This is a genomic window from Rhabdothermincola sediminis (genome assembly GCF_014805525.1).
Lineage (GTDB): Bacteria > Actinomycetota > Acidimicrobiia > Acidimicrobiales > Acidimicrobilacustridaceae > Rhabdothermincola > Rhabdothermincola sediminis.
Map to the genome: position 1 here is coordinate 1 of NZ_JACFSZ010000008.1, position 18,847 is coordinate 18,847.

At 69.8% G+C, this 18,847-nt stretch carries 15 protein-coding genes, 1 tRNA gene and 1 pseudogene; 8 read left to right on the forward strand and 9 right to left on the reverse strand.

Annotation, left to right across the window (positions count from 1 at the left end; genetic code table 11):
• The first annotated feature begins 107 nt into the window (after window positions 1-107).
• Window positions 108-329, forward strand: a complete 222-nt coding sequence (locus tag HZF19_RS16300) for an integrase core domain-containing protein (RefSeq protein WP_307781175.1) — start codon at window positions 108-110, stop codon at window positions 327-329.
• A 111-nt stretch (window positions 330-440) separates the two neighbouring features.
• Here HZF19_RS16300 and HZF19_RS07850 read toward each other — a convergent pair.
• Both HZF19_RS07850 and HZF19_RS07855 read right to left on the reverse strand, forming a co-directional pair.
• Window positions 441-630: pseudogene (locus HZF19_RS07850) on the reverse strand (IS3 family transposase); the annotation flags it as partial.
• 264 nt (window positions 631-894) lie between these two features.
• A tRNA-Ala gene (locus HZF19_RS07855) sits at window positions 895-968 on the reverse strand.
• 163 nt (window positions 969-1,131) lie between these two features.
• On the opposite strand from HZF19_RS07855, the gene HZF19_RS07860 reads away from it, so the two are divergent.
• From HZF19_RS07860 to HZF19_RS07875, 4 genes are all read left to right on the forward strand, one after another.
• On the forward strand, window positions 1,132-2,406 hold the full coding sequence (locus tag HZF19_RS07860; RefSeq protein ID WP_208028218.1) for a CmpA/NrtA family ABC transporter substrate-binding protein: 1,275 nt from the start codon (window positions 1,132-1,134) through the stop codon (window positions 2,404-2,406).
• On the forward strand, window positions 2,403-3,308 hold the full coding sequence (locus tag HZF19_RS07865; RefSeq protein WP_208028219.1) for an ABC transporter permease: 906 nt from the start codon (window positions 2,403-2,405) through the stop codon (window positions 3,306-3,308). Before HZF19_RS07860 ends, HZF19_RS07865 begins: the two co-directional genes overlap by 4 nt.
• Window positions 3,305-4,093 (forward strand): ABC transporter ATP-binding protein, encoded by a 789-nt coding sequence (locus tag HZF19_RS07870; RefSeq protein WP_208028220.1) that lies wholly within the window; start codon window positions 3,305-3,307, stop codon window positions 4,091-4,093. The genes HZF19_RS07865 and HZF19_RS07870 overlap by 4 nt, the downstream gene beginning before the upstream one ends.
• A gap of 339 nt (window positions 4,094-4,432) precedes the next feature.
• On the forward strand, window positions 4,433-4,708 hold the full coding sequence (locus HZF19_RS07875; protein ID WP_208028221.1) for a hypothetical protein: 276 nt from the start codon (window positions 4,433-4,435) through the stop codon (window positions 4,706-4,708).
• 6 nt (window positions 4,709-4,714) lie between these two features.
• On the opposite strand, the gene HZF19_RS07880 is transcribed toward HZF19_RS07875, so the two are convergent.
• On the reverse strand, window positions 4,715-6,730 hold the full coding sequence (locus HZF19_RS07880; protein WP_208028222.1) for a hypothetical protein: 2,016 nt from the start codon (window positions 6,728-6,730) through the stop codon (window positions 4,715-4,717).
• Window positions 6,731-6,816: 86 nt separating this feature from the next.
• On the opposite strand from HZF19_RS07880, the gene HZF19_RS07885 reads away from it, so the two are divergent.
• Complete coding sequence (locus HZF19_RS07885) at window positions 6,817-7,761, forward strand: cation diffusion facilitator family transporter (RefSeq protein WP_208028223.1); 945 nt, start codon at window positions 6,817-6,819, stop codon at window positions 7,759-7,761.
• A 10-nt stretch (window positions 7,762-7,771) separates the two neighbouring features.
• On the opposite strand, the gene HZF19_RS07890 is transcribed toward HZF19_RS07885, so the two are convergent.
• The 4 genes from HZF19_RS07890 to HZF19_RS07905 all read right to left on the reverse strand — a co-directional run bounded on the left by HZF19_RS07890 (window position 7,772) and on the right by HZF19_RS07905 (window position 12,849).
• Window positions 7,772-9,448: an outer membrane protein assembly factor BamB family protein gene (locus HZF19_RS07890; RefSeq protein ID WP_208028224.1), complete on the reverse strand. Its 1,677-nt coding sequence runs from the start codon at window positions 9,446-9,448 to the stop codon at window positions 7,772-7,774.
• A gap of 4 nt (window positions 9,449-9,452) precedes the next feature.
• Window positions 9,453-11,042: a peptide chain release factor 3 gene (locus tag HZF19_RS07895; protein WP_208028225.1), complete on the reverse strand. Its 1,590-nt coding sequence runs from the start codon at window positions 11,040-11,042 to the stop codon at window positions 9,453-9,455.
• 59 nt (window positions 11,043-11,101) lie between these two features.
• Window positions 11,102-12,289 carry a serine hydrolase domain-containing protein gene (locus HZF19_RS07900; RefSeq protein WP_208028226.1) on the reverse strand — a complete coding sequence of 396 codons (1,188 nt, stop codon included), beginning with the start codon at window positions 12,287-12,289 and terminating at the stop codon, window positions 11,102-11,104.
• A gap of 83 nt (window positions 12,290-12,372) precedes the next feature.
• Window positions 12,373-12,849, reverse strand: coding sequence for a Fur family transcriptional regulator (locus HZF19_RS07905; RefSeq protein ID WP_208028227.1), 477 nt, complete (start codon window positions 12,847-12,849; stop codon window positions 12,373-12,375).
• Window positions 12,850-12,954: 105 nt separating this feature from the next.
• Here HZF19_RS07905 and HZF19_RS07910 point away from each other — a divergent pair, with 105 nt between their 5' ends.
• Window positions 12,955-13,908: an alpha/beta fold hydrolase gene (locus HZF19_RS07910; protein WP_208028228.1), complete on the forward strand. Its 954-nt coding sequence runs from the start codon at window positions 12,955-12,957 to the stop codon at window positions 13,906-13,908.
• A complete protein-coding gene (locus tag HZF19_RS07915) occupies window positions 13,905-14,618 on the forward strand; it encodes an alpha/beta fold hydrolase (protein ID WP_208028229.1) in 714 nt (237 codons plus the stop codon). Before HZF19_RS07910 ends, HZF19_RS07915 begins: the two co-directional genes overlap by 4 nt.
• 13 nt (window positions 14,619-14,631) lie before the next feature.
• Here HZF19_RS07915 and HZF19_RS07920 read toward each other — a convergent pair whose 3' ends face one another.
• Both HZF19_RS07920 and HZF19_RS07925 read right to left on the reverse strand, forming a co-directional pair.
• On the reverse strand, window positions 14,632-15,210 hold the full coding sequence (locus HZF19_RS07920; RefSeq protein ID WP_208028230.1) for a TetR/AcrR family transcriptional regulator: 579 nt from the start codon (window positions 15,208-15,210) through the stop codon (window positions 14,632-14,634).
• 70 nt (window positions 15,211-15,280) lie between these two features.
• On the reverse strand, window positions 15,281-18,841 hold the full coding sequence (locus tag HZF19_RS07925) for a PAS domain S-box protein (protein ID WP_208028231.1): 3,561 nt from the start codon (window positions 18,839-18,841) through the stop codon (window positions 15,281-15,283).
• Window positions 18,842-18,847 lie beyond the last annotated feature (6 nt).

An 18,847-nucleotide genomic window follows, 5' to 3' on the forward strand; every position in this document is an offset into this window, starting at 1 on the left:
GAGATCATCCGCTGCCTCAAGCGCTACCTCATCCGCGAGGTCTACCGGCTGCTGCCCGAACCCTGCTCGACCGCAGAACTCGCGTCAGCCGCGTAGACGCGCTTGACATCTATAGGAGCTTCAACGCCGTCGCGGAATCGTTCTGGTCATCGCTCAAACGTGAGGTCGTGCACCGCTACCGGTTCTCGACCCGAGCCGACGCCCGCCGGGCGATCTTCGCCTGGATCAACCGCTACAACCACCGCCGGCCCCACTCCAGCCTCGGCTACCTCCCGCCCATCGAGTGGGAGAACCAGTACCGTCAACCCCAGGCCACCCTGGCCGCGTAACCAACGTGACCGGTCAACGGGGGGAACCTCACAGCTCCTGCTCGAGCGCCTTCTTCTCGGCCTCCAACTCGCGGACCCTCAACGCTTCCGGCCCGGCCAGTCCGTCGACGACATCGCGTTCACGGACCCACTTGCGAACCGACTCAACGCCGTAGCCCAACTGGGCAGCGACCCGCTGCACCGTGCCGTGCTCGGTGCCGAGCTCCGCACGGAGCTGGCGCACCAGCCGAACAGCCTGATCCTTCTCCGCCTCGCTGCAGCGACGCGTCGTCGGCTTCCCTGGCGACTTCTCTCGTGGCATGACACCACCCTCGTTTCCAAGGTCAGGAGCCTCCAACGAACCCAGGGCGGTTCAGGACCGCAGCGTGACTTGCTTGTCGAGGTCGGCCTGGGTGTCGGCCCTCTCGACGCGCTCCATCTTGTGCCGTGACCCGTGGGGGAGGCGCACCCAGGGCGCCCACCGCTGCCTGCTCTCGTTCCACCCAACGGTGGATCGCCGTGCCAGCGCGGCCTCCGATGACGTAGCCGGGATCTGCGGCTCATCTTCCGATTACCGACGTTGAAGTGGAGCTGATGGGACTCGAACCCACGACCCCCTGCTTGCAAAGCAGGTGCTCTAGCCAGCTGAGCTACAGCCCCGAGAGAGATCCAATCGTAGTGGTGGCGGCGCCCCTCACCGACCGCTGACCCGGTAGGCCCCCGCCGCTGCTCACCGAGCATCGCCGCCGCTGTGCGCGACCTGTGCGGACCTGGCAACACGGGGGCAACGGTTTCGACCTGCAGGATCCGTACCGTCCCCCGCATGGATCGAAGACACTTCCTACGTACTGCCGCCACCGCCGCGCTCGCCATGCCCGCGGCCAAGGTTCTCACCGCGTGCAGCGGTGAGAGCACCGCGTCCACCTCAGCCTCCGGCGGGTCCGCGGGAACGGGTAGGGGCCAGGCACGAAAGGTCACGCTCGGGTTCATCTCGCTGACCGACTGCGCGCCGCTCGTCGTCGCCAAGGAGAAGGGCTTTTTCGCGGAACGCGGGCTCGACGTCACGCTCGAGAACGGCAAGAGCTGGCCAGGAGTGCGCGACAAGCTCGCCTCGGGGGAGTTCCACGCGGCGCACGCGCTGTTCAGCCTCCCGCTGTCGGTCGCCGCGGGCGTCTCGAAGGTCGAGATCGGTGGGGTGCCGGCGCAGCCGTTCCGCATCGCGATGGTGCTCAGCAACAACGGACAGGGCATCACCCTCGCGAGCGATCTCGCCGCCGCGGGCTACGGCGACCCGGCGCGTGCTGCAGAGGTGATCCGTTCCTCCGGCGCCCGCCAGTTCGGCATGACCTTCCCCGGGGGGACTCACGACACGTGGCTCCGCTACTGGATCACCGCTGGCGGTCTCGATCCGAAGATGGACAGCCTCGAGCTCAAACCGATCCCGCCGCCGGAGATGTTCAACAACCTCAACCAGGAGAACGTTCGCGGCTACTGCGTCGGGGAGCCGTGGAATGCGCGAGCGGTGCTGAAGCAGAAGGGCTTCACCACCATGACCTCCCAGGACATCTGGGAGCACCACCCGGAGAAGGCCCTGGTGGTCAACGCCGCGTTCGCCGAGGAGCAGCGCGACACGCTCACCGACCTCATGGGGGCGATCCTCGCCGCGCAGCGCTGGGCGGACGACCCGGCCAACGTCGGAGAGGTCGCGGAGCTGATCGGCGTCGAGAAGTACGTGAACGCCACGGTCGACGAGATCCGCAGCCGCCTCGCCGGCGACTACGAGCTGGGTGAGGGCCTGGGGACCAGGAGCTACCCCGACACGCGGATGCGCTTCTACCGCGACGGTCTCACCCCGTTCCCCCGCAAGGCGCACGCGCTGTGGTTCCTCGCCCAATACGCCCGTTTCGGGCTGATCCCACAGATGCCCGCCGAATCCCGCCGCATCGTCGACGAGATCCTGCTGACGGACCTCTACGCGGAGGTGGCGGCGAAAGAAGGGGTACCGGTACCCGACGACGACCTCGCACCGTTCACCGTCGCGCTCGACCGAGCGACGTTCGATCCGACCAAGCCCGAGGAGGAGGTGAACCGGCGATGAGCGTCCCCAGCGGCCTCGTCATACCCGAGCCCACCGTCGTCGAACCGGACGGCACAGTACCGAACGCGGCTACCGAGCCTCGCGTGGTGGGCGAGCCGCCACCGCTCCGGCGGGGTCCCGGCCGGCTGGCCGAAGGCATCAGGTCAGTAGTATTCGGCCTGCTCGGCGTCGTGTTGTTCGGCGTGGCGTGGGCGGTCGTGAGTGCTCGGTCGGGCCAGCTTCCGGGGCCTCTCCAGACGTCGAGCACCCTCATCCAACTGCTCACCCGAGCGTTCGAGGCGGACGGACCGGCCGGTCAAGGTATCGGGTTGCAGTTGCGAGACTCGCTGGTGCGGGTGCTCAAGGGGTTCCTCCTCGCGGCGGCCATCGGTGTCCCGGTCGGCTTCGCGATGGGGGTGGTGCCGCCGATCCGCCGGATGCTCAACCCGATCGTGCAGGTACTACGGCCGGTGTCGCCTCTGGCGTGGTTCCCCATCTGGCTCACGATCATGGTCAAGGCCGACCCGGCTGCGGTGTGGGTGATCTTCGTGTCCGCCGTGTGGCCGACGATCCTCAACACCGCTGCGGGTGCGGTGAGCGTCCCACTCGACCAGCTCGAGGTGGCGAGGGTGTTCCGGTTCTCCCGAGCCACGCAGCTTCGCGAGGTGGTGATCCCCCACGCCTTGCCGTCGGTGGTGACGGGGCTGCGCCTCTCCATGGGGGTGGCGTGGATGGTGATCGTCGCCGCGGAGATGCTCTCCGCTGCGTCGGGCATCGGGTTCTACGTCTGGCAGTCCTACAACGGTCCAGGTCTGACGCATGTCATCTCCGCGGTACTGCTCATCGGCGCCACGGGCCTCGTGCTCGACCTGGGGTTCCAGGCGCTGGGACGGCGGGTCGCTCACGAGGAGGTGCGGTCGTGAGTTTGGTCGTCGACGGTGTCTGGAAGGGGTTCGCGACCCGTTCCGGGACCCAGTGGGTGCTGCGCGACGTATCCCTCACGATCGAACCCGGAGAGTTCATCGCGCTGATCGGGCATTCTGGCTGTGGGAAGTCGACGCTGCTGAGCGCGCTCGGTGGGTTGCTCCCGGTCGACGCGGGACGGATCGCCCTCGATGGGGAGGAGGTGCGCGCTCCGGGCCCGGACCGGGCGATCGTCTTCCAGCGATACTCCCTTCTGCCCCGGCTCTCGCTGGCTCGGAACGTGGCAGTGGCCGTGCGCTCCTCGCGGCGGAGTTGGTCGAAGGCCAAGGTCGACGAGGCGGTAGAGCGGACGTTGCGAGCCGTCGGGCTCTGGGAGCACCGGGACAAGAAGCCACACCAGGTCTCCGGTGGGATGCAGCAGCGGTGCGCGGTCGCTCGGGCCTTCGCCGTGGAACCTCGAGCTCTGCTCCTGGATGAGCCGTTCGGTGCCCTCGACGCGCTGACCCGCGCGCGTCTGCAAGGCCTGCTCGTCGACTTGTGGAGCTCCGAGAGCGACACCGAGTTGGTGGCGATGGTGACCCACGGGGTGGACGAGGCGATCCTGCTCGCGGATCGAGTGGTCGTCATGTCCGGGCCCCCCGGCCCGAGCATCATCGACGTCATCGACGTCGACATCCCCCGACCCCGCAACCGGGTGACGATCGTCGACGACCCGGGCTTTCGGGCCGCCCAGGCCCGGTTGCTCGCGCTCCTCGAGCGCGACACCGGCTGGGACGCTGCCTGAGGAGGCCACGACCCGCCCGTCAGATACGGGGAAGGAGTCGGACGAGTGGGTGTCATCGGCTCAAGACACCCGGAGACACCCTTTCCGTAGGTTCACCCTCGCGCGCCGGGGCGCGCGACGGGCGACGGGCGTCCCGCATGCGTTTCCCATCGGACGGGCCAGCCGGGGCAGCCATTCGACCCGTACCGCGAGTGACACGAAAGGAAGGAAGTGCTGTGCGAGTAGATCCTGGTTCTCAGCGGGACCCTTGCCGACCGACTCGTCAGAGGTCGTTCGTGCGAGCCGCCTTCGCTCCCAGACGATTGGCGGCCGCGGTCGCAGCAGGCGTGATCCTCATCGGTGCTCTTCGTCGGCGCGGCCTTGGCCCAGGACGAGGGGCCGGTCACCATGGAGACGGTCAGCGAGCACGTCGCCACGCTCACGCAGACGGCCAATCTCACCTGGATCGTCATCGGCGCCGCGTTGGTGATCTGCATGGAGGCCGGTTTCGCCATGATCGAGAGCATGCCCGGCGTCAGCCCCGCTCATGGGCCCGGTGATCGCTCGACCACCGGGGCCGGCCGCGCCCGGAGCCGCTGGGCCACGATCCTCGGAGGAGGACGGCGGCGGGAGTAGCGGCGATCAGGGAACGCTGCGGCAGGGTCGGCCGGTCTCGCAGACGTCGATCAGCTCGCCGGTGGTGAGGAAGTGCGAGACCATCCGCAGCACCGCCGGATCGTCCCGCCCCTGGCCGTGGGGGTCCCTTCCTGCCCGGTTCGGCACGTTCGCCACCGGCGGGGCTGGGGTGCCGAAGTCCCACATCACGTACGCCGAGCCCGCATAGGGGAACGAGTCGATCGTGTCGATGCCCCAGAACGGTGGGTTCCCCGGCGACCGCCCGTCCGCGAGCCCCGGGGCCCGCAGTCGTAGCCCCATGGTGCGTGCCATCACGTCGGTGGCCCAGTTCGTCACCTGATGGTCGCCGAACGCCGCGAACACCAGCACCTTCTTGGCCGGGGAACCGGGCAGGGGATCAGCAGTCAGGTGCGCGGCGTACCCGTTGTTCTCGCCCCGGTCCCACAGCATCTGCACCAGCGCGAAGTTCAGCTGCTGAACGAGCGGGTCGGGATAGGGGGCGTTGAACAGGGGGGCGAAGTCGTCGAAGTCGATGCTCCGCTGCAGCAGCGTCGAGTAGTTCATGGCCGGGACCCCGAGGAATACGGTGTCCCAGTCCGAGGCCACCGCGCTCAGGGCACCGCCGATGATCCCTCCCTGGCTGTTGCCCACGTAGGCCAGATCCCGGCCGAGCAGCGGCGAGCCGTCCGCCCGCTGGAACGCGGGGTCGGTACGCAGACCGCCTGGGCTCTGCATGGCCCGACCGAGCGCCAGCATGTTCATCATCGCCTGCTGCAGGCGGTCCGGGATCATGCGGAAGCCGCTCAGGTCGGACAGCATCCCGGCGATCGGTCCGACGTCCTGGGCGGACATGCCGATCCAGTCGGTGGCGCAGACCACCGCGTTCAGCTCGTCGCCGACGGCCTGGCCGACGCCGCGCCCTTCGAAGCGGCTGCCGAGCAGCCCGTGCCCGTAGAGCACGTCGATCGGCTCGGCCTGCTCCGCGGTGGTGGGGATCACGCACACGAACGGCGCGTCGAGGGTCCCGTCGACGGTAGGCACCCCATCGGGGTTGTCGCCGTTGTTGAGCACCGACCCCGGCGCACCGCCGTCGGTGAGGAAGTTGGGTACCTGCACCGATCCCTCGACCACCCGCAGCACTCCCGATCCGGGCTCACCCGGTGTCACCGAGGTGACCGTGAACGGTGGTGAGGTCGTGTCACCCGGCGGCACCGCCGCGTCGCGCATGGCCAGCACCCGGCCGGTCAGGTTCTGAGTGGAGGCGACCGTGAAGTCCCAAGCCAGGTACAGGTCGTCACGGCCGACGCCCGCCGCCTCCAGGGTGGCGAGCACCGCTTCCATGGCCGGCCGGCGATCCTCGACCGCGGGGTCCGTGCTCGAGGTGCCGTCGCGCAGCGCGGCGAACGCCGGTGACGGGTCGACGGTGGAGCCGTCGGCTCGTCTCAGGTTGCGGAGGGCCACCACGTAGCGGTGACCCTCCTGGAAGTTCACCGCCGGGCGGATCAGCAGCGCACCCTGCCCGGGCGGCGCGTTGGCGTCGAGCTCTGCCCAGAACGGGTGGCGGTCGCCGGTCTCGGCGTCGACGATGACGATTGGTGAGTCGCTGGCCAGGGAGCGGGCGAGATCGGTCAGTCCCGGCGCGCCGGTCACCGCCAGGTCGAGGTCCCGCACATAGAGCACGATCGGCCCGCCGGGGCTGAACCCGTCGTTGCGGTTCCACTCGGTGGGGTCGATCGCCACCCCCGAGGTGTTCACCGGCATCGAGCCGCGAGCGAAGGCCACCCGCCGGCCCGTGGGTGTCGCCGGGTCGGGGCGGGTGAAGGTGTTGCTCGGGAACGGGAACAGGCAATGGCCGGCGTCGAACAGCTCGCAGTCCCGGGTCGGCGGGTAGACGGCGGCGACCGTCGTGGGGGTCGTGGGTCGCGTACCGGCGGTCTCGTTCGAGGTGCAGGCCGCCACGAAGAGCGCCGCTCCCACCACGGCGGCGGGGAGGACACGTCGATGCCGGCGCTCTGTCTTCACAGGACCCCCCCTCGTCCGGATGGCCGAAGCGTACCGTCCTCGTCGGTCGTGGTCCGGCGCTCGGCGGTGGTGCCACGATGTCGGCCATGGAGTCCGGCGGCGACCCGGCCGAGCGTTCGGGGCACGCCCATGCGCACGCTCACGGGGCCGCGGTGAGGTCGGGGGCGCGTCACCTGCGGCGGTTGTGGATGGCGTTCGCGCTGATCGCCGTGTTCTTCGTGGTCGAAGCCGTCGGTGGCCTGCTGACGAACTCCCTGGCCCTGCTCTCCGACGCAGCCCACATGCTCACCGACCTGCTGGGCCTCGGCATGGCCCTCGCCGCCATCCACGTCGCCAACCGACCCATCCAGCGGGCCCAGCACACCTTCGGTCTCTACCGGCTGGAGATCCTGGCCGCGCTGGCCAACGCGGTGCTGCTCCTCGGGGTCGGGGTGTACGTGCTCGTCGAGGCGATCCAGCGGGTGCAGCATCCTGAGGAGGTCCTCGGCGTCGAGATGCTCGTGATCGCGGTCGTGGGACTGGTGGTCAACGTGGTCGCCATGGCCTGGTTGCGGCCGGGCTCGAAGGAGAGCTTGAACGTGCGGGGTGCGTACCTCGAGGTGCTCGCCGACCTGCTCAGCTCCGTCGGCGTGATCGTCGCAGCGGTGATCGTGGGATCGACCGGCTGGACCTACGCCGACCCGCTGATCGCCGCCGCCATCGGGCTGTTCATCTTCCCCCGCACCTTCCGTCTCGGCGGCCAGGCCCTCCGCGTGCTGGTGCAGGCTGCGCCGCCGGGCATCGACGTCGAGGAGGTGCGGGCCCAGCTCGCCGCGCTGCCCACGGTGGTGGACGTCCACGACCTGCACCTGTGGACCCTCACCTCCGACATGGAGGTGGCGTCCGCCCACCTGATGATCACCGACGGGGCCGACAGCCACGCGGTACTCGACCAGGCCCGGGCGGTGCTCGCGGGTCGCTTCGGCATCGATCACGCCACCCTGCAGGTCGAGCCCGAGTCGCACACCGGCTGCGACGAGGTGACCTGGTGAGCGGGCCGGCTCAGCGGTCGGAGCGGCCCGCTGCGGCCTCGGTGGCCGGGCTCCGGCGGTCGGCCGGCGGGTCGCCGATGGCGTAGAACTTCCCGCCCCGGGCTCCGACGAAGATCCGGCCCTTCCACACCGCGGGGGTCGACTCGATGCAGCCGTCGAGCTTCACCGACCACAGCTCGGGTGGGTCCCGGCGGGTGTCTCGCACGTCGTAGGCGTGGAGGTTGCCGTCGCAATCCCCCTCGATGAGCACGTCGTCGACGACCACCGGGGACTGCCAGGTCTGGCTGCCTAGGTCCTTGCGCCACACCACCTGGCCGGTCACGCGGTCGATGCCGAGCAACTCCCCGGCGTTGGTCGGCACGTAGACCATGTCCTTCCAGATCGCGGGGGTCCCCCAGACCCCGCTCTTGCCCGGCTTCTGGTCCTTGACCGACCACACCAGCGGGTCGTCGGGCTTGCGGGGATCGAGCTTGAGGATCTGGCCCACCTCCCGGGCCCGCGCGTTGCCCCGCTCGAACTCCGCCCCCACGTAGAGGAACCCCTCGGCGTCGACCACGATCGAGGCGTCCACGTCGTCACCGGTCCAGTAGCGGAAGACCCGGGCGGGGCGCTCGCCGTTCTTCAGCCCCGAGATGTCCCATCCCTGGACCAGGCCGCCGCTGTTGGCGAAGTAGACGGTGTTGCCGGAGATGGCCACCGAGTTCTCGATCGACACCTGGTTGTCGCCCAGGTCGCTGAGGAGCTGGGAGTCCCAGCCCGGGGTGTTGAACACGAGCTTCGGGTCGACGGTCACCTTGCCGTCGGGGCCGTAGCCCCGGTTCAGCTTGACGATGTGGAACTGGCTGTTCTCGCCGCCCTCGAAGAGGTAGTCGTCGATGATCAGCCCGGAACCGTCCCAGTCGTCGTTCCACAGTGTGGGGCTGACCGCCTTGGCGTGGATCTTCCATAGTTCGACGGGCTGCTCGCGGTCCATGGCGATGATCCGGTAGTAGTTGTCGCGCGAGCCGGTGTAGAGGAGCGGGTAGCCGTCCGGGTCGACGGTCACCGAGCCCTTGATGATGTCGCCGGTGCGGAAGTCGGGCAGCAGCCGGGCCCCCGACTCGTAGTCGAGCCAGTGGACCGCGTAGTCGTACCCGCCGAACGCCACCCAGGTCCTGCCGTCCCGGTGCTCCCAGACCGAGGGTTGGCCGGTCCAGCCGGTGCCGCACCAGGTCTGCGTGCCGCTCCCGTCGGTGGATGTCCCGCACATGCCGCCCTCGGCGGGGAAGCTCCACAGCACCACGGGGTTGGTGGGCACGGGGCCCACGCCGTAGAAGCTGCGGGTCGGGTTGCCGCGGAAGGTCAGGATGCCCGGCACGGTCTCGCTCCACGGGCGACCGGACGACGCGGGGTTGACCCAGCCGTCGAAGGGGGGCAGCGGCGCGAGTGTGGGCTCAGTGCTCGCGGGCGACGGATCGTCCCCGGCCTCGGTGGCGTCTCCCGACGGTCGGGCGGCGAGGTCCTGGTCACCACCGCCGCCCGAGTCCACCACCGCCACCACACCCCAGGCGGCGACCAGGGCGGCGAGGATGATCACCGGGACCAGCCAGGGACGCCCCCGTTCGGGTGAGCGCCGCGTCGGTGGGGTCAGGCCGAGATCGGCCAGGCGCACCGGCCCGCCTCGGTAGCCCGGTTCCCGATCGGTCATGGGTTCACCCCACGCTTCCCTCCGCCACGAGACGTTCGAGCAGCAGCTCGGGGTGCTCTTGTTCCAGGCGCTCCACCCAGTACTGGCTCTCGAACAGCGCCAGAAGGGTACCGTCGGCCCGCTCCAGGATCCGGACACCGCGCATGCCTCGCAGCGAGTCCGCGCTCGAGCGGTTGGTGCGGCGGGCCAGTCGGAAGCTGGTCGGGCTCAGCTCGGCCGGCGCGCCGAACTCATGCTCAAGGCGGTGCAGGGCCACGTCGAACTGCATGGGGCCGACCGCGGCGAGCACCGGTTCCTGGTCGCCCAGGTCGGGGTCGCGCAGCACCTGCACCACGCCCTCCTCGTCGAGCTGCGCGATGCCGCGGCGGAACTGCTTGAACCGGCCGGTGTCGCGTACCCGGGCCACGGAGAAGTGCTCGGGGGCGAAGCTCGGGATCGCAGGGAAGGTCACCGGCTCGTCGAGGAACAGGCTGTCGCCGACCCGTACCTCGGTGGCGTTCACCAGACCCACCACGTCTCCCGGGTACGCCTCGTCGATGGTCTCGCGCTCCTGGCCGAAGACCTGGTGGGCGTACTTGGTGGCGAAGGGCTTGCCGGTGGGGCCGTGGGTGACGACCATCCCCCGCTCGAAGCGGCCCGAGCAGACCCGCACGAAGGCGATGCGGTCCCGGTGCGAGGGGTCCATGTTTGCTTGCACCTTGAACACGAAGCCGGAGAACGGCGCGTCCAACGGGCGCGGCGTGCCGTCCGCGTCGAGTCTGGGCGCCGGGGCGGGGACCAGGTCCACCACCGCGTCGAGCAGCTTGCGCACCCCGAAGTTGGTGAGCGCCGAGCCGAAGAACGTCGGGGTGGACTCGGCAGCGAGGAAGGTCTTCGGGTCGAGGTCCGCGGCCACGGAGTCGAGCAGCTCCAGCTCCTCTCGGGCTCGGTCCCAGGCTTCGCCCTCCTCGCCGGCAGCCCGTTCCGCCTCCACGAGCTCTTCGGGTGCTTCGGTCGCGCCCCGGCTGACTCGGGTGAAGCGGGTGTAGAGGCCGTCGCGCCGGTCGATCACCCCCCGGAAGTCACCGGCGATACCCACTGGCCAGGTGACGGGGGTGGCCACCAGGCCGATCTGCTGTTCGATTTCGTCGAGCAGCTCCAGCGGGTCACGACCGGGTCGATCCCACTTGTTGACGAACGTGAGCAGCGGCAGGCCGCGTTGGCGGCAGACGTCGAACAGCTTGAGGGTCTGGGGCTCGATGCCCTTGGCCGCGTCGAGGACCATCACCGCGGCGTCGGCCGCGGCGAGCACCCGGTAGGTGTCCTCCGAGAAGTCACGGTGCCCGGGGGTGTCGAGCAGGTTGACCACGTGGTCCCGGTAGGGGAACTGCAGGACGGTGGAGGTGATGGAGATGCCCCGCTGGCGCTCGAGCTCCATCCAGTCCGAGGTGGCGGCCCGGCGACCGGCTCGGGCCTTGACCGCTCCGGCTTCGGCGGTGAGCGCACCGCCGTAGAGCAGGAACTTCTCGGTGAGGGTGGTCTTGCCCGCGTCGGGGTGCGAGATGATCGCGAACGTGCGCCGGCGCGCCGCTTCCGCGGTCGGTGTGGGAGTCACCGGACCAGGCTACCGGCGGCCGCACCCCGTCCTTCGAGCGCGCTCCACCGGCTCGAGGATCAGGCGATGGCGTCGTAGCAGGCCGTGACCAGCCGGAAGCTGCGGGGGTCGCCCGCCAGGCCCATATCCATGCGGTTCATGACGTAGCCGAAGGCGAGCTCCGCGTCGGGATCGGCCCAGCCCATCGAGCCACCGGCACCGAAGTGCCCGAAGCTGCGGGGGCCGCCCAGCGCGACCATGCTCGAATGGAGCATGAAGCCCAGCCCGAACTGGATGTCCATGTCCATGAGCACGGTGTTCGGGCCGGTGGTGCGCTGCTCGGTGGCCCGCTTCACCTGCTCCTCGGTGAGGATGCGGACGCCGTCGACCTCGCCGATGCACGCCGCGTAGAGGCGGGCAACCGATCGGGCGTCGGTGACCCCGTTGGCCGCCGGGACCTCCGCAGCCCGCATGGCGCGTGAGTTCCACACGTCCTGGTCGGTGAGCGCGCCGCCGGGGGCGAACAGGGCCTTGCCGAGCGGGGTGTCGGGACCGAGGAAGGTGGCGATCATCTGCGCCACCGGGTCGTCCCCCGGGTTGGCGAGCATGTCGACCGAGATGCTGGCGGGGATCATCGACTGCAGCCGCGCCACCCGGTGCTCCTCGGATTCCGGCAGCCCGATCCAGAAGTCCGCCCCGAGGGGCTCGGCGATCTCCTCCCGGAAGTAGGTGCCCACGCTGCGGCCCGCGATCCGGCGTACCACCTCGCCGACCAGCCACCCGTAGGTGGTGGCGTGATAGCCGTGCTGGGATCCCGGCACCCAGGCGGGGTGCTGGTTCTCGAGGGCCTCGATCACCGGTTCCCACGAGAGGGCTTCCTCGGCGGTCATGTCGCCGTCGACCCAGGCCAGCCCCGCCTGGTGGGAGAGCAGGTGGGCGACGGTGATGTCGTCCTTGCCGTTCTTGGCGAACTCCGGCCAGTAGGTCGCCACCGGGGCCTCGACATCGAGCCGGCCCTCCTGGGCCAGCTTGTTGGCGCACATGGCGGTGGCTCCCTTGGTGGTGGAGAACACCAGGATGATGGTGTCCTCGCGCCAGGGAGCGCCGGTCTCCACGTCGGCGGTCCCACCCCACAGGTCGACCACCTTCTCGCCCCGGTGGTAGGCGCTGAACGCCGCGCCGATCTCGAGGCCCTCGGAGAAGTTCTGCTCGAAGGCGGCGCGTACGGCTTCGAAGCCCGGTGCCACCTCCCCCTCGATGTCGGCCATGTGCCCTCCTGTGATCCGCTGGTCCGCACCGGTCCGGGAGCCGGGTGCCTGCGCTGCGACGGTAGCCGTTCTCGCCCGCGCGGTCAGCGAGCGTCGCGGCAGCCGGCGCAGGTGCCGACCAGGTCGAGGCGGTGGTGCGCGGTCCGGAAGCCGGTGTCGGCCCCCACTCGCTGCGCGGCCTCCGCCAGCAGCACCTCCAGTGCCGGGTCGACCGTGAAGTCGGCCACGTCACCGCAGGAGGAGCAGATGAGGTGATGGTGGTGGCCGGCGAGCTCCTCGGTCAGCTCGAACCGGGCGAACTCGTCGGTGCCGATGACCCGGTGCACGATCCGGGCCTGCTCGAGGACCGCCAGGTTCCGGTAAGTCGAGCTCTGGGCGAGCGTCGGCACCCGCGCCAGCAACTCGGCGATGGTCAGCGGCCGGGGAGCTTCGGCCAGGGCGGCCACGATGGCCCGGCGGCCAGCGGTGTAGCGCTGGCCGTCGTGGCGGAGGCGTTCGGCGGCGGTGCGGTGGACGTCCACCGGCTCGGCGGCGGCGTCGGTTTCGGGATTCGATCCCACCACCGAAGCCTATCCAGGTGATGAGAATCGGTGAGAAGAGCCGGCGGGGCACTCGCCTGTGGGTCAGGTCGGTCCTGGGCTGGCGGCTGCGTAGGCTCCGGGGCCATGACCACGGCGCCGGTTGTCCCCCCGATCGACCGCCCGACAGACCTGCCGGGATTCCCCGGGGCCCGGCGCCCCGACCGATCCCGCTGGGTCACCACCAGCGGTGTCGCCATCGCCACCTACGAGTGGGGCCCGCGGGACGCGCCCCCGATCCTCGCCGCCCACGGGGGCTTCGACTTCGCCGGGACATTCGACGTCTTCGCCCCGATGCTCGTCGAGGGCGGCTGGAGGGTCGTGGCCTGGGATGCTCGCGGTCACGGTGACTCCGAGCACGCAGTGCTCTACAACTGGGGTGCCGACCTGCGAGACGCCCTCGCCGTGCTCGACAGCGTGGGCGAGGAGCCGATGGTGTTCCTCGGTCACTCCAAGGGCGGCGGGCTCATGCTGGAGCTGGCGGATGCGCTGCCCCACCGGGTCTCCCACCTCGTCAATCTCGACGGTCTCCCGTCGAAGAACAACTGGCCCGACGTCTCGGACCATGAGCGCACCCGGATGCTCCACGACGAGCTGTCGGGCTGGCTCGACCACCGCCGGCGCTGTGCCACTGCGGTACGGCGAGCAGGCACGCTGGAGGAGCTGGCCGAGCGTCGGGCCCGGATGAACCCGCGGTTGCCGATCGAGTGGCTCCGGTACCTCGTCACGGTCGGCGCCCGGCACGACGAGGACGGCTGGCGCTGGAAGATCGACCCCACCCTCCGCCTGGGTGGTTTCGGGCCGTGGCGTCCGGAGTGGTCCATGGAGCGCATGCCGGGCCTGTCCGTTCCCGTGCTCGGTGTGTTGGGGCTCGAGGTCGAGGTCATGGGTTGGGGGACCCGTCCCGCCGACGTGGAGCCCTACCTGCCCCCCGGTGGTCGGCTGGAGGCCCTCGACGGCGTGGGGCACTTCGTGCACATCGAGCAGCCCCGGCTGGTGGCCGACCTGGTGCTCGAGTTCCTGGGGAGCCCACCACGATGAGGTTCGTGATCCACAACCGGGCCCAGCTCGCCCTGCATCCGCTGCGCGACGCCATCGCGGGGCTCGACCGGCCGCTGCTGCTCCTCCACGGGCTGGGCGAGCGGACACCGTCAGCGCCGCCGCCGTGGGCAGAGGCGTGGCCCGGGCCGATCTGGGGGCTGGATTTCACCGGGCACGGCGCCTCCACCGTCCCCACCGGAGGGGGCTACACGGCTGAGATGCTCATGGCCGACGCCGACGCTGCCCTGGCGGAGCTGGGCCCGTCGACCGTACTCGGCCGGGGGCTGGGTGCCTATGTCGCGCTACTGATCGCGGGTGGGCGGCCCGAGCTGGTGCGAGGGGCGATCCTGGCCGACGGCCCAGGGTTGGCGGGCGGAGGGGTCCGGCCCGGCACGGCGTACGTCCCGCGGCTCAGCCGGCTGGGATCGGGCGCGGAGGCGAAACCGTCGGCCCCCGACCCCTGGGCGCTGTTCGAGCTGTCGCGCGACGTGCGCCCGCCGGACTACGCCTCGGAGTACGTCCGCCAAGCCGTGCAGTGGTCCGGCCTCGAACGCCCCTTCGTGGTGGCGGCGGTGACCCGACCCGAGTGGCTGGCAGCAGTGGTGGCCGAGCCGGGGGTGGTCGAGGGCTCGATCGTTGAGGCACTCAGGTGGTTCGCCGGTCCGGGGGGCGAGGGGAGCCCGGCATCGCTGTCGATCCCGACGCGCTGACCGCAGTCGGCGATCAGCGCCGCAAGCCGGCGATGAGCGTCTCGATGAGCGAGTCGATGAGCGCTGCGGTGGTGTCCTGATCGAACCCGAAGCCGAGGAGCAACACCTCGGCTGCGCCGTGCACGCCCGTCCAGAGGGTCAGCGCCACCAGGAGCGGGTCATCAGAGCGCAGCAGTCCCTGGTCGACGGCCTCGACGGCCGCATCGTGCGCGATCTCGAACGCCTTGGTCGCCGCCGGCAGCTCCTGGCCGGTGGCGTCGGCCACGCTCAGGCGGGGCGGGAAGAGGAACATCGTACGGAACAGCCCCGGATTGCTCACCGCGTGCTCGATGTAGGCCCGGCTGAACTGCCGGATGCGTGCCAGCGGGTCTGGGTCGTCGACCCGTTCGAGCAGGTCGATCAGGCGCTCGAACTCGCCTTCCGCCACCGCGCGGAGCAGGTCCCGCTTGTCGTTGACGTGGGCGTACAGCGCTGGTGCGGTGACCCCGAGCAGGCCGGCGATGCGCCGCAACGAGACCGACTCGAGGCCTTCCCGCTTGATCAGCTCGCGGGTGACGGCCACGATCGACTCGCGGCTCAGGGATCCGGCCATGTCCCCAGCTTCGCACGTCCCGTCGCCGGGCTCATCGTGGTCGGGTCGGCGCGACCGGGCCGGCCGGCCGTCACCATCGGCCCCCGCTGGTCAGTAGCTGTTCGATCACCCCTTCGGGTGCCGGCCGGGCGATGTGGAACCCCTGTGCCTTGTCACAACCCAACTGGCGCAGCTCGGCGAGCTGTTGCGCGGTCTCGACCCCCTCGGCCACGGCTTCCAGGCCGAGCGTGTGCGCGAGGGTGATGATCGCGGTGACGATCGCCGAGTCACCCGGATCGCGCCCCAGCCCGTGCACGAACGATCGGTCGACCTTCAACAGATCGACCGGGAAGCGGCGCAGGTAGCTGAGCGACGAGTAGCCGGTCCCGAAGTCGTCGACCGCCAGCTTGACGCCCAGGTGCTTGAGTCGACCCAGGGTCTCGTGGGACATCTCGACGTCGTCCATGAGCACGCTCTCGGTGATTTCGATCTCCACCAGGGCCGGGTCGACGCCGGTCGAGGTGAGCACCGTCGCCACCTCGTCCACCACGTCCGGATGGCCGAGCTGGCGCCCGGAGAGGTTGACCGAGACCACGAGCTGGTCGAGCGACGGTGTCTGGGCCCGCCAGCGCTGCACTTGGCGGCACGCCTGCTCGAGCACCCATGCCCCGATGGGCACGATGAGCCCGGTCTCTTCCGCCACCCGGATGAAATCGCCGGGGTTGAGCATTCCTCGCTCGGGGTGTTCCCATCGCAGCAGCGCTTCGACCCCGGAGATGTCGCCGCTCGCGAGGCAGACGACCGGTTGGTAGAAGACCCGCAGCTCCCGTCGCTCGAGTGCTCGGCGCAGGGCGCTCTCGATGTCGAGCCGGTCGATGGCGTGGGCCCGCATCGTGCTGTCGAACACCACCCACCGGCCGCGGCCTCGCTCCTTGGCTCGGTACATCGCAGCGTCCGCGTCCCGGATGAGAGCTTCGGGTTCGGCAGTCGGATCCTCCGGGAAGGCGAGGCCGATGCTGGCCCCGACGAAGACCTCGTTTTCATCTGCCGGGAACGGGCTGTCGAGCGCGGCGATCAACCGTTCCGCGATGGCGATCGCGTCCTTGCGATCGACCAGGTCCTCGCAGAGCACCACGAACTCGTCTCCACCGAAACGGGCGATCGTGTCGCCCGGGCGAACGGCAGCCTGGAGCCGTTCGGAGATGGCGACCAGCAGCCGGTCCCCCAGCCCGTGCCCCAGGCTGTCGTTCACGACCTTGAAGTGATCGAGGTCCAGGAAAAGCACGGCCAGCGGGCGCTGGTGTCGCCGGGATCGAGCGAGCGCCATCGTGAGCCGATCGATCAACAGGGTGCGGTTGGGGAGGCCCGTGAGCGGGTCGTGGGTGGCCTGGTGCGCGAGCCGGTGCTCGAAGGCCTTGAGTTCGGAGATGTCTCGCAGCACCGCCGAGTAGTACTCGGCACGACCACGGTGGTCGCGATGGACGAGCAACTGCGCGAGGTGCGGCACTTCGCTGCCATCGTGGCGCACCAGAGGGATCTCGCCGCTCCAGACGTCGTGGGCGTCGAGCGCGGGGGCGGCGTCCAGCGCCAATCGCTCGATCAGCTCTCCGGGAAGGTGTTCGAACACATCGAACCCTTCGAGTTCGGCATGCTCGGACAAACCGAAGAACTGTCGGCTCGCTCGGTTGAGGTACAGCAGCCGCCCGCTCGCGTCGGCCATCGCCACGAGGTCGTTAGTGGCCTCGAAGATGTCGATGAGCCGTTGCGAGTCCTGTTGGGCAGCGATCCGCTCGGTGATGTCTTCGATCGCGCCGACCGTCCCTGCGAAGGTGCCGTCGTCGTCGTAGAGGGGCGCCGTCTGCACCGCCACCCAGCGGATGTCGCCGTCGGGCCGCACCACCCGGAACTCTTCTTTCGCAGCTGCCCGCCGTGCCCCGGCCTGCCCGGCGTCCAAGCGGGCGCGGTCGTCGGGGTGGATGATGCGCCGCCAGCCGTGGCCGAGCGCGTGCTCGATGGCGAAACCGGTGATCTCCTGCCAGCGATGGTTGACGTAGATGCACTCGCCGAGCGCGTTCTGCTGGAAGATCCCCGTAGGCGAGGATCGGGCCAGTGACCGGAAGAGGCGTTCACTCTCTCGCAGAGCCTGCTCCGCCTGGCGCTGGTCGGTGACGTCGCGGTAATTGGCCACCATCCCGGCGATGGTGCGGTCCTTGCGCCGGTTGGTGAAGGTGCACTCAAGCCATCGCCAGCTACCGTCACGGTGCCGAACCCGGCACACGATGCTGGACGTCGACCCCGGCTTGCGGAGCGCGGTCAGGAAGGCCTCGGTCGCCGCTTTGAGGTCATCAGGGTGCGCGTAGTCACCGACCCAGGCACCGAGCAGTTCGTCGTCTGTGTAGCCGATCACCTCGACCGCCGAAGGGCTGCACCATCGCACCCTGGCGTCGTCGTCGAGGATCTGGACGACCGAACCGGAGAAGCGCACCAGTGACCGGAACCGCTCTTCGCTCGCCCGCAGGGCCTCCTCGGCCCGCTTCTGGTCGGTCACGTCGCGGATGTTGATCACCACGGCGCGCACCGCATCGTGGTCGAGGAGGTTGACCGCGACCGCTTCGGCCCACCGGTAGGTGCCATCCGCGTGCAGCACCCTTGCCTGCAGGCTGGCTCTGGACTGAGGTTCGCTCATCACCTCGGCCAGCGCGGTGGCTACCCGTTCGACGTCGTCGGGATGCACCCATTCGAAGCGTCTGCTCCTCTGCACCTCCTCGAAGGGCCGGCCGAAGAGCTTTTCGATCGACGGGGTGGCGTAGGTGATCACCGCCTGACCATCGAGCAGGAGGATGCCGTCGTGGCTGTTGCGCACCAGTGCTTCGAAGCGTTCCTCGCTCTGCTTGCGCACCTGTTCCGCGGTGAGCCGCCAGCGCACGTCGCGGACGTTGATCACCACACCCTCCAGCCGATCGTCGGTGCGCCACGCGCTGCCCACCACCTCGGCCGGGAGCCACTCCCCGGTCGATCGGCGGATGCGCACCACGATCGGATCCGCCGGTCGGTCCGACGTCACCGCTTCGGCCAATCGGTCGAAGGCGGGGGAACGGTCCTCGGGGTGGACGAGATCGAAGGCGTTGGTGCCTGTGAGCTCGTCGGTCGACCACCCGAGCATCTCGGTCACCCCGGGACTGACCCAGACGATCTGGCCATGCTCGGAGATAACGGCAATGAGATCACGACTGTTCTGCAGCACCGCACGGAGTCGGTCCTCGCTCGCTCTGAGGGCGTCCTCGGCGTGGCGCCGCTCAGTCACGTCTCGGTAGTTGGCGAAGATCGCACCGATGGACGGGTCGTCCAGATGGTTGCTGGCGACGATCTCGATCCAGCGCCAGGAACCGTCGGCATGGCGCATGCGAAGTTCCCATCGAAGGGGCTCGCCGGTCCCCGTGATCACTCGCTCCCAGTGAGTTCGGGAGGTCTGGCGATCCTCAGGGTGCAGGATCGTGGTGGGGTCCAAAGCCAGGTATTGCTCCACCGTGTAGCCCAGCGTGCGCTCCACGGAGGGCGACACGTACCGGACCCGCCCGTCCGGGCCGAGCAGGCTCACGACGTCTCCGGGCAACCGGGAGAGCATCGAGAGCCGCTCTTCGATGGTGGTCATCGGTTC